The sequence below is a fragment of the Streptomyces sp. NPDC059957 genome, from assembly GCF_042730015.1.
Lineage (GTDB): Bacteria > Actinomycetota > Actinomycetes > Streptomycetales > Streptomycetaceae > Streptomyces.
Map to the genome: position 1 here is coordinate 31,173 of NZ_JBHWMB010000071.1, position 10,882 is coordinate 42,054.

Annotated in this window: 8 protein-coding genes; 3 read left to right on the forward strand and 5 right to left on the reverse strand. The window is 71.2% G+C overall.

Translation table 11 applies throughout. From position 1 onward, the window contains the following. Window positions 1–119 precede the first annotated feature (119 nt). The 5 genes from ilvC to ACFWBW_RS33535 all read right to left on the reverse strand — a co-directional run bounded on the left by ilvC (window position 120) and on the right by ACFWBW_RS33535 (window position 8,089). The gene (gene ilvC, locus ACFWBW_RS33515) at window positions 120–1,121 is read right to left on the reverse strand and encodes a ketol-acid reductoisomerase (protein ID WP_243337812.1); all 1,002 of its coding nucleotides are present in this window, start codon (window positions 1,119–1,121) and stop codon (window positions 120–122) included. A 141-nt stretch (window positions 1,122–1,262) separates the two neighbouring features. Then, complete coding sequence (gene ilvN, locus ACFWBW_RS33520) at window positions 1,263–1,787, reverse strand: acetolactate synthase small subunit (protein ID WP_266904165.1); 525 nt, start codon at window positions 1,785–1,787, stop codon at window positions 1,263–1,265. 32 nt (window positions 1,788–1,819) lie between these two features. Continuing rightward, window positions 1,820–3,709: an acetolactate synthase large subunit gene (locus ACFWBW_RS33525; RefSeq protein ID WP_385380763.1), complete on the reverse strand. Its 1,890-nt coding sequence runs from the start codon at window positions 3,707–3,709 to the stop codon at window positions 1,820–1,822. A 215-nt stretch (window positions 3,710–3,924) separates the two neighbouring features. Beyond that, window positions 3,925–6,849, reverse strand: a complete 2,925-nt coding sequence (locus ACFWBW_RS33530) for a putative bifunctional diguanylate cyclase/phosphodiesterase (RefSeq protein WP_385380766.1) — start codon at window positions 6,847–6,849, stop codon at window positions 3,925–3,927. Between the two features lie 283 nt (window positions 6,850–7,132). Then, complete coding sequence (locus tag ACFWBW_RS33535) at window positions 7,133–8,089, reverse strand: 2-hydroxyacid dehydrogenase (RefSeq protein ID WP_385380769.1); 957 nt, start codon at window positions 8,087–8,089, stop codon at window positions 7,133–7,135. 78 nt (window positions 8,090–8,167) lie between these two features. On the opposite strand from ACFWBW_RS33535, the gene ACFWBW_RS33540 reads away from it, so the two are divergent. The 3 genes from ACFWBW_RS33540 to ACFWBW_RS33550 all read left to right on the forward strand — a co-directional run bounded on the left by ACFWBW_RS33540 (window position 8,168) and on the right by ACFWBW_RS33550 (window position 10,791). Next, the gene (locus ACFWBW_RS33540) at window positions 8,168–9,169 is read left to right on the forward strand and encodes an aldo/keto reductase (protein WP_385380771.1); all 1,002 of its coding nucleotides are present in this window, start codon (window positions 8,168–8,170) and stop codon (window positions 9,167–9,169) included. Window positions 9,170–9,267: 98 nt separating this feature from the next. Further along, on the forward strand, window positions 9,268–10,575 hold the full coding sequence (locus ACFWBW_RS33545) for a PQQ-dependent sugar dehydrogenase (protein WP_385380774.1): 1,308 nt from the start codon (window positions 9,268–9,270) through the stop codon (window positions 10,573–10,575). A gap of 42 nt (window positions 10,576–10,617) precedes the next feature. Then, the gene (locus ACFWBW_RS33550; protein ID WP_385380777.1) at window positions 10,618–10,791 is read left to right on the forward strand and encodes a DUF6191 domain-containing protein; all 174 of its coding nucleotides are present in this window, start codon (window positions 10,618–10,620) and stop codon (window positions 10,789–10,791) included. Window positions 10,792–10,882: the final 91 nt, after the last annotated feature.

Here is a 10,882-nt window from a genome sequence, read left to right on the forward strand (position 1 = left end):
GGGTGGGGGGGGGGGGAAAAGCGCCCCCACAAGGGTTTTGTGGGGGTTGGGGGGGGGGGGTTCTGGGCGGGGGGGCGGGGGGGCAAGCCCCCCCCCCCCCCCCCCCGCGGCGAAGCGGATCAGCTCTCGTCGTTGTCGACCCAGCTCATCAGCTTGCGGAGCTTCTTGCCGGTGGTCTCGAGCAGGTGCGCCTCGTCGGCGCTCTTGTACTCGTTGTACTTCGGCAGACCGGCCTTGTACTCGGCCATCCAGGTGTTGGCGAACTCGCCGCTCTGGATCTCCGCGAGGACCTTCTTCATCTCGGCCTTGGTGGCGTCCGTGATGATGCGGGGACCGGTGATGTAGTCGCCCCACTCGGCGGTCTCGGAGACCGACCAGCGCATCTTCTCCAGACCACCCTCGTACATGAGGTCGACGATGAGCTTCAGCTCGTGCAGGCACTCGAAGTACGCGATCTCCGGCTGGTAGCCGGCCTCGGTCAGCGTCTCGAAGCCGGCCTTCACCAGAGCGGAGGCGCCACCACAGAGAACGGCCTGCTCACCGAACAGGTCGGTCTCGGTCTCCTCGGTGAAGGTGGTCTTGATGACACCGGCGCGCGTGCCGCCGATGCCCGCCGCGTACGACAGCGCGAGCTGGAAGGCGGAGCCGGTGAAGTCCTGCTCGACGGCGGCGATGCAGGGCACGCCGCGGCCTTCCTCGTACTGACGGCGGACCAGGTGACCCGGGCCCTTCGGCGCGACCAGCGCCACGTCCACGTTGGTGGGCGGCTTGATGAAGCCGTACCGGACGTTGAAGCCGTGGCCGAAGAAGAGCGCGTCGCCCTCTTCCAGGTGCGACTCGATCGACGCGGCGTAGATCTCGGCCTGGAGCGGGTCCGGGGTAAGGATCATGATGACGTTCGCCCAGGCCGCGGCTTCGGCGACGGGCAGGACCTTCAGGCCCTGCTCCTCGGCCTTGGCCTTGGACTTCGAGCCCTCGTGCAGGCCGACGACGACGTCGACGCCGGAGTCACGGAGCGACAGCGCGTGGGCGTGGCCCTGGCTGCCGTAACCGATGACCGCGACCTTGCGGCCCTGGATGATGGACAGGTCGGCGTCGTTCTCGTAGAACAGCTCGGCCACTGGGATATCTCCTTGGTGCGCTGGTGTTGCTCCCACCGTACGGCGGGGAACGGAATACGTGGTTCTCGGTCTCGCCATACGAGCGAGCGAGAAACGGACGGGCGGGGCGCGGCCGGGCCGGAGTCACCGGCCCGGCCGGGCTCAGGCGCTGCGGTCGAGCGCGCGCAGGCTGCGGTCCGTGATGGACCGGCCGCCGCGCCCTATGGCGATCGTCCCGGACTGGACGAGCTCCTTGATGCCGAAGGGCTCCAGCATCTTGAGCATCGCGCCCAGCTTGTCGGTGCCGCCGGTGGCCTCGATGGTGACGGCCTCCGGGGAGACGTCGACGGTCTTGGCGCGGAACAGCTGGACGATCTCGACGATCTGCGAGCGCGTTTCGTTGTCGGCGCGGACCTTCACCAGAACGAGTTCGCGCTCGATGGCGTTAACGTGCTCCAGCTCGACGATCTTGAGCACGTTGACCAGCTTGTTGAGCTGCTTGGTCACCTGCTCCAGCGGGAGGTCCTCGACGTTCACGACGATGGTGATGCGCGAGATGTCGGGGTGCTCGGTGACACCGACCGCGAGGGAGTCGATGTTGAACCCGCGTCGGGAGAACAGCGCGGCGATCCGGGCGAGGATGCCGGGCGTGTTCTCGACCAGGACGGAGAGCGTGTGCTTGGACATGTGAGTCGTTCTCTCTCTCAGGCTCTCTCGGCTCAGTCGTCTTCGTTGTCGCCGAAGTCGGGGCGGACGCCCCGTGCGGCCATGACCTCGTCGTTCGAGGTCCCGGCGGCGACCATCGGCCACACCATGGCGTCCTCGTGGACGATGAAGTCGATGACGACCGGGCGGTCGTTGATCGCGTTGGCCTCGGCGATGACCTTGTCCAGGTCGGCCGGGTCCTCGCAGCGCAGTGCCACGCAGCCCATGGCCTCGGACAGTTTGACGAAGTCCGGGACGCGGGTGCCCATGCGGGGGGCGGCCGACTCGCCGAGCTGGGAGCCCACGGCCGTGTCGGTGCCCGTCTCGCCCGCGTGCAGGACGGTGTTCGAGTACCGCTGGTTGTAGAACAGGGTCTGCCACTGGCGGACCATGCCCAGCGCACCGTTGTTGATGATCGCGACCTTGATCGGGATGTTGTTCAGGGCGCAGGTGGCCAGTTCCTGATTGGTCATCTGGAAACAGCCGTCGCCGTCGATCGCCCAGACGGTGCGCTCCGGCATGCCGACCTTGGCACCCATCGCGGCGGGGACCGCGTAGCCCATGGTTCCCGCGCCGCCGGAGTTCAGCCAGGTGCGGGGCTCCTCGTAGTTCACGAAGTGCGAGGCCCACATCTGGTGCTGGCCGACACCGGCCGTGTAGATGGTGCCCTTCGGCGCCAGCTGGCCGATCCGCTCGATGACCTGCTGGGGGGAGAGCGTGCCGTCCTCGGGCAGGTCGTAGCCCAGCGGGTAGGTGTCGCGCCAGCGGTTGAGGTCCTTCCACCAGGCGGTGTAGTCGCCGGCGTTGCCGTCGTTGGCCTCGGCCTGGACGGCCTGGATCAGGTCGGCGATGACCTCGCGGGCGTCACCGACGATCGGGACGTCCACGGCGCGGTTCTTGCCGATCTCGGCCGGGTCGATGTCCGCGTGGATGACCTTGGCGAAGGGGGCGAAGCTGTCCAGCTTGCCGGTGACGCGGTCGTCGAAGCGGGTGCCGAGCGCGATCAGCAGGTCCGACTTCTGGAGCGCGGTCACCGCGGTGACGGCACCGTGCATGCCGGGCATGCCGACGTTCTGCGGGTGGGTGTCCGGGATGGAGCCCAGGGCCATCAGGGTGGTGACGACCGGGACGCCGGTGAGCTCGGCGAGGACCTTCAGCTCCGCGGTCGCGCCGGCCTTCATGACGCCGCCGCCGACGTAGAGGACCGGCCGCTTGGCGGCGGCGATCATCTTGGCGGCCTCGCGGATCTGCTTCGCGTGAGGCTTGGTCACCGGCCGGTAGCCGGGGAGGTCCTGGCTCGGCGGCCACGAGAAGGTGGTCTTCGCCTGCAGGGCGTCCTTGGCGATGTCGACCAGGACCGGACCGGGGCGGCCGGTCGAGGCGATGTGGAAGGCCTCGGCGATGGTCCTCGCGATGTCCTCGGCCTTGGTGACCAGGAAGTTGTGCTTGGTGATCGGCATGGTGATGCCGACGATGTCCGCCTCCTGGAAGGCATCGGTGCCGATCGCCTTGGAGGAGACCTGGCCGGTGATCGCGACGAGCGGCACGGAGTCCATGTGCGCGTCGGCGATCGGGGTGACCAGGTTGGTGGCGCCGGGGCCGGAGGTGGCCATGCAGACGCCGACCTTGCCGGTCGCCTGGGCGTAGCCGGTGGCGGCGTGGCCGGCCCCCTGCTCGTGGCGGACCAGGATGTGGCGGACCTTCTTGCTGTCCATCATCGGGTCGTACGCCGGGAGGATGCAGCCGCCGGGAATGCCGAAGACGGTGTCGCACCCCACCTCTTCGAGAGAGCGAATGAGGGACTGCGCACCCGTGACGTGCTCAACTGCGGCGGCGTGGTGTCCGCCGGAACGGGGCCGCGGCTGCGGATGGTGGGCCCCGGTGGCCTGCTCGGTCATCGGCATTCTCTTCTCGAAGCTGAGGGTTTTACGAGGAGGGTTTAACGAGATTCGACGTTGCCAGTGCAACAAAAAACCCCTCGTGCCGGGAGGCAAGCGAGGGGAGCGCGTCGGGTGCGTTGAGCGGGGACATGCTGGTCCCAGCTTCAGCCGACGCGCTTTCCAAGTACGAGAATTCGGGTGCGCATGGCATTGACCCTCCCTCCGGCGGGAGGGTGATGTCAAGCGGGTGGGACGGGCGTCTCATTATGTGAGCCTCTGTGGATAACCATGGAGCCCCCTTGTGAACCACCGGCCAACGCTGGTTGGGCCGCGCCGCCCGGTACTGGGAACGTACCGCGCACGAGCGCTCGCCGCAGCCTGTACTCGTCCAGAGGGCCGGAGAAGGCCATTCCCTGCCCGTGGCTGCAGCCCATCGCGCGCAGTGCCATGACCTGCTCGGGAAGGTCCACGCCCTCCGCCACCGACTGCATGCCGAGGTCGTTTGCGATCCGCAACAGACCGGCGGTGATCTTGTGGAGCCGGGGGGATTCCACGACCCCCTCGACCAGGCCGCGGTCGAGCTTGAGCATGTCCACGGGGAGCCTGCGCAGGGCGCTGATGGCCGCGTAACCGCTGCCGAAGCCGTCCAGGGCGATCAGGACTCCGAGCCGGCGCAGCCCCGCCAGGCGGCGCTCCAGGTCGTCGAAGGGCACCCTGGGGTCGGAGACGGCGAGCTCCAGGACGAGCGCGCCCGACGGCAGCCCGTTGCGGGTCAGCAGGGCTTCCACGGAGCCCAGGGGCATCGACCGGTCCAGCAGCCGCTGCGCGGTCATCCGTACGGCCACGGGCACGTCGTGCCCGGCCCGGTGGCGCTCGGCGGCCTGCCCTACGGCCTCCTCCAGCAGCCAGCGCCCCAGCTCGGCGGTGCGCGAGGCGTCCGGTACGGCCGCCCGGGCGGCGGACCCGCCCTCGCCGACCCCTCCCCCGCCGGCTCCTCCTCCGCTGTACTCGGCGACCCGCAGGAACTCGGCGGGGGTGAACAGGATCCCCTGGGCGGAACGCCACCGGGCCTGGGCCACCACGGCCGAGATCTCCCCCGAGGCCAGGGAGACCACGGGCTGGTGCAGCAGGGCGAACTCCCCGTCGTGCAGCGCGGTGCGCAGCCGCCCCGCCAGCTCGGCCTTGCGGACGACCTCGGCCTGCATCTGGGGCGCGTACATCTCGACCCGGTCCTTGCCGCTCGCCTTGGCCCGGTACATCGCGAGATCCGCGTTGCGCATCAGGTCCGAAGGGGTGATGCCGGGGTCCGCGAAGGCCACGCCGATGCTGGCGGCGACCCGGACCTCGCTCCCGGCGATCCGGTAGGGCTGCGAGAGGGTGGTGCGCAGCCGGTCGGCGATCTCGTGGACCTGGTACTCGCGGGCGCTGCGGTCGCGGTTGCCGTCGCCCAGGATCAGGGCGGCGAACTCGTCGCCGCCGAGGCGGGCCGCGGTGTCCCCGGCCCGGACCGAGTCCTGGAGCCGGCGGGCGGCTTCGATGAGCAGCTCGTCACCGGCCTGGTGGCCGATGGTGTCGTTGACCGCTTTGAAGCCGTCGAGGTCGATGAAGAGGACGGCGGTGCTGTGGTCTCCGGCCCGGCGGCCGGTGAGGGCCTGGCGGACCCGGCGGGTGAACAGGGCCCGGTTGGGGAGGTCGGTGAGGGGGTCGTGCTCGGCGCTGTGCTGGAGCTGTGCCTGGAGCCGGACCCGCTCGGTGACGTCGCGGCTGTTCAGGATGAGGCCGCCCTGGTGGCGGTTGACGGTGGACTCCACATTGAGCCACTCGCCGGTGCCCGATCTGAACCGGCACTCGATGCGGGTGGTCGGCTCCTCGGCGGGCGGCGCGGCCAGGAAGCGGCGCACCTCGTGGACCACGCGGCCCAGGTCCTCCGGGTGGATCAGGGTGGCCAGCTCGGTGCCGACCAGCTCTTCCGCCTCGCGGCCGTAGACCCCGGCGGCGGCGGGGCTGACGTAGCGCAGGGTGCCGGTGGGCGCGGCGATCATGATGACGTCGCTGGAGCCCTGGACCAGGGAGCGGAAGTGGTTCTCCTTCTGGGCCAGTTCCTGGGTCAGCGCGATGTTGTCGAGCAGCATGATGCCCTGGCGGATGACCAGGGCGAGCACGACGGTGCAGCCCGTGAAGACGACGACCCGGTCGACCTTCCGGCCGTCCACCACGTTGTAGAGGATGCCGAGGGTGCAGACGGCCGCCGCGAGGTACGGGGTGAGGGCGGGCAGGGAGCCGGTGATGGGGCGGCTGTGCGGCCGCTCGGCGCGGGCGTGGGCGACGGGGTCGGGGCCGGGGTGCATGCGGCGGGCGCCCCAGGGCGCGTACGCGAGGAGGAGCGAGCCGGCGAACCAGCCGGCGTCGAGGAGCTGACCGGACTGGTACTCGGCGCTGAGCAGCGGCGAGGTGAACAGCGCGTCGCTCAGCACGGTCAGGGCGAGGGCGGCGATGGCGGTGTTCACGGCGGAGCGGTTGGTCTCGGAGCGGCGGAAGTGCAGCACCAGCACCATCGAGACGAGCGCGATGTCCAGGAGCGGGTAGGCCAGCGAGAGGGCCGCGCGCGGGACGCTGCCGGGGGCGCCGGACTGGGCGGTCTGCGCGGCGTGCGCGAGGGCCAGGCTCCAGGAGAGGGTGAGCAGGGAGCCGCCGATGAGCCAGGAGTCGAGGCCGAGGCAGACCCAGCCGGCTCGGGTGACCGGACGCTTCGCGAGGACGAGCAGGCCCACGATGGCGGGCGGCGCGAAGCAGAGGAAGGCGAAGTCGGCGAGGGAGGGCTTCGGTACGGCCTCGCCGAGGACCACCTCGTACCAGCCCCAGACCGCGTTGCCGCAGCAGCCCATGAGCGAGGAGAACGCGAACAGCAGCCAGGCCGGGCGCTCCCGGCTGTCAATGGCCCTGGCGTACGTGAAACAGGAGACGGCTGCGAGCAGGCCGGCGGCGCTGAGCCCGAAGTCGCCCATGATCTCGGCGAGTTCCTCGGAGCCCCAGCCGAGGGCGGCGCCCACGGCGTACCCGCTGCTGACCACCGCGAGGAGGAGCTGCATCGCCAGCGCCTTGGCGCCGCTGCCGCCACCGGTGGGGGGCCGGCGGGTGAGCAGCGCCGCCCCCGGGGTGCTCACCGGTCCCCCTCGCTGGCTGGTTCCGGCGCGGTCCAGTCCCGGCACCGTCGCCTCCGGCGGCTTCGCCGCATCGGATCCTTCGTCCATTGGCCGTGCATCGCCCGTCGCCCCCCAAAGTGTCCGATCACTCCCCAGCGCCAGACGTTCGTGGCGCAGCCCCTTGTTCCGGACGATACACCACTTTCGTCACTCAGGGACATACTTTCTCTACGCTCCGTCACCAACAAGGGAGTTGTACCCACCGAGCGCATCCGGACGAACGCGGAGCGTGCGCGCCGCACGGCTATTCCGTGATCAATACCGTGTTCTCCACGGGCTCTCCGGCGGCGAACTTCCGGAGCTGACGGGCCACCAGGCGCTTGGCCCGCGGCTCGAACGCCGAGCTGCTGCCGCCCACATGGGGCGTGATCAGGACACCCGGAGCATGCCAGAGCGGGTGGCCTGAAGGCAGTGGTTCCGGATCGGTGACGTCCAGCGCGGCGCGCAGCCGGCCCGACTCCACCTCCGCCAGAAGGGACTTGGTGTCGACGACGGGTCCGCGGGCCACGTTCACGAGCAGCGCGCCGTCCTTCATGCGGCCGAGGAACGCGGGCCCCGCGAGCCCCCTCGTCTCCTCGGTGAGCGGTGTGGAAAGGATCACCACGTCGGCCCCGGGCAGGAGTTGGGGCAGCTCGGCGAGGGCGTGCACCGGCCCGCGCGCCGTGGTGCGCGCCGTCCGCGCGACCCGGACGATCCGCTCGCACTCGAAGGGCGCGAGCCGGTCCTCGATGGCCGCGCCGACAGCGCCGTAGCCGATGATCAGTACGGACTTGTCCGCGAGGGCCTCGTAGAACCCGAAGCGCCACTCCTCGCGGTCCTGGCCGCGCACCATGCCCGGGATCCCGCGCAGGGAGGCCAGGATCAGGGTGAGCGCGAGCTCGGCGGTGCTCGCGTCGTGGACGCCCTTGGCGTTGCACAGCCGTACCCCGGGGGCCAGGTCTCCGAGGCCGCCCAGGACGTGATCGACGCCGGCGGTCAGGGTCTGGACGATCCTCAGCCGGGGCATCGCGGGCAGCGGGCGCAGGGTGACGGCCGGGGACTTCATGTACGGGGTGACGTAGAAGACGCAGGCGGCCGGATCGGCCGGGAAGGCCTCCTCGCCGTCCCAGTGGCGGTAGCGGAAGAGCTCGGGCAGGCCCTCGACCTCCTCGGCGGGGAAGGGGAGCCATACGTCGAGGGTCTCGGGAATCTCTGCGGTCATGATCAGGAGGCTATGTCAGGGGATCCTGATCGAGCCGTTAGTTTGTGTGCGGACCGGGAGTACCAGGGGGGACGCACGGTGGAGCGCAGGTCGATCGGGGCGGGGGCGCTGACGGTGGGTGCCGTCGGCCTCGGCTGCATGCCGATGAGCGGGGCGTACGCGCCTTCGCGCAGGCGGCGCGAGGACTCGCTGCTCACCGTGCACACGGCCCTCGACCTGGGGGCGAACCTGCTCGACACCGCCGATCTGTACGGCCCCTACACCAACGAGCTGCTGCTCGGCCGGGTGCTGCGCGAGCGCAGGGCCGACGCCTTCGTGTCCGCGAAGGCGGGGCTGCGGGCCGACGGGGTGCACGTGGTGGCCGACGGGCGCCCCGGTTACCTGCGGCGGGCCTGCGACGCCTCGCTGCGGCGGCTGCGCACCGACGTCATAGACCTGTACCAGCTGCACCGGGTGGACCCGGACGTGCCGGTCGAGGAGTCCTGGGGCGCGATGGCGGAGCTGGTGGGCGCGGGGAAGGTGCGGGCGCTGGGCTTCTGCGCGCTGGGGGCGGGCACCGGGCCGGGCGCGGGGCGGCGCGGGGACCCGGCCTACGAGACGACCGTGCGGCACCTGGAGCGGGCGCAGCAGGTGTTCCCGGTGAGCGCGGTGCAGGCGGAGCTGTCGGTGTGGTCGCCGCAGGCGGCGTGGCGGCTGCTGCCGTGGTGCGCGGCGCGGGGTGTGGGGTTCCTGGCGGCGATGCCGCTGGGGAGCGGGTTCCTGACCGGGACGCTGGTCCCGGGCGAGGGGTTCGAGCCCGAGGACGTACGGGCGAGGCATCCGCGGTTCACGGCGTACGCGATGGCGGCGAACCAGGTGCTGGTGGCGGGGCTGCGGCGGGTCGCCCGGCGGCACGGGGACGGGGTCACGGCGGCGCAGGCGGCGCTGGCGTGGGTGCTGGCCCAGGGTCCGCAGGTGGTTCCGGTGCCCGGGGCCGGGCAGGCGCGCTGGGCGGCGGAGAACGCGCGGGCGGCGGAGGTGCGGCTGACCGCCGAGGACCTGGTGGAGCTGTCGGAGCTGCCGGTGCCGATGGGGGCCTGAACCACTCGATCGAGTGTACGAGTGACGGAACTTGGGGCATGGTCTGCGCTGTTGAATCGTGTGAGGGCACGATCGGAGGACCGGAGGGGAGTACGGCGATGCGATACGGACACGACCGGGGAACAGGGCAGGAGCCGGATCAGGGGCCGGGGCCCGGCCAGGGCCGGGTGCGGAGTCGGGCGGGGGCGCCGGTGTGGGCGTACGGCGGCCCGCGCGGCCGGGCCAGCGGGGTACTGGCGGCGTTCGCCCTGGCGGGATGCGGGGCGCTGCTGGCGGCGGGCTGCTCCCCGCCGAGCGGCGCCGGGGCCCGGCCGAGCGATGCGCCGCCGGGCACGACGGCGGGGTCCCAGCCGCCGGGTGGCTCGGGCGCCCCTTCCGCCTCCTCCTCGGCCTCGGCCTCCGGGCCGCCGGCCAAGGGGCAGGTGACGGTGACGGGCGTGGCCGCCCAGGGCCTGGAGTCCCCGTGGGGGGTGGCTCCGCTGCCCGACGGGAACCTGCTGGTCGCCTCGCGGGACAAGGGCACGATCAGCCGGGTCGACGTGGGCACGGGCGCCGTGACCCCCGTCGGCAAGGTGCCGGGGGTGGCCCCGGGCGGCGAGGGCGGGCTGCTGGGCCTGGCCCTGTCGCCTTCCTTCGCCTCGGACCTCATGGTGTACGCCTACTTCACCACCGAGTCCGACAACCGCATCGCCCGGCTGCGCTATGACGAGAAGAGACCGGCCGGCGATCAACTGGGCGCGCCCGACACGGTGTTCAGGGGGATCCCCAAGGGGCTCATCCACAACGGCGGACGGATCGCCTTCGGCCCGGACAAGATGCTCTACGCCGGGACGGGCGAGACCGGGGAGACGGGGCTGGCCCAGGACAAGAAGTCGCTGGGCGGCAAGATCCTGCGGATGACCCCGGACGGGGAGCCGGTGCACGGCAATCCGGAGGCCGACTCCGTCGTCTACTCGTACGGGCACCGCAATGTGCAGGGCCTCGCCTGGGACAAGGACAAACGGCTGTGGGCCGCCGAGTTCGGGCAGAACACCTGGGACGAGCTGAATCTGATCGAGCCCGGCGCGAACTACGGCTGGCCGGAGGCCGAGGGCAAGGCGGGCAAGCCGGGGATGCGCGATCCGGTGGCGGTGTGGAAGACCGACGAGGCCTCGCCGAGCGGGATCGCCTGGGCGCAGGGCTCCGTCTGGATGGCCGGGCTGCGCGGGCAGCGGCTCTGGCGGATTCCGCTGGCCGGGGCGGAGCCGGTGGCGGAGCCCGAGGCGTTCCTGGCGGACGAGTACGGCCGGCTGCGCACCGTGGTGCCCCTCGGTGGGGACAGATTGCTGCTGGTCACGAGCGAGACGGACGGGCGCGGGTCGCCGGAAGCCGGCGACGACAGGATCCTGACACTGACGGTGCGGTGACCGGCGGGCCCCGACGGGGGGACGAAAGGTGCGGTGGACGCGATGTTCAACATGATCGAGGAGCTGTTCAGTCCGGGACGAAAGCACACGGACGAGGAGAAGAAGCGCCTCGAACTCTCCCGGATCGACGTCAATGACGGCGACCCGGGAAAGGGCCCGATAGACCTGGACTCGGGCAAGGTGCTCATACGCGCGAAGGAGCACCCGGCGGCCTAGGTGTATTGACCCGCAGCGTTGTTGACGCGGCTGATCGGCGGGTGTCCGCCCAGTGCGGTGTGGCAGCGGTGGTGGTTGTAGGTGTGGAGGA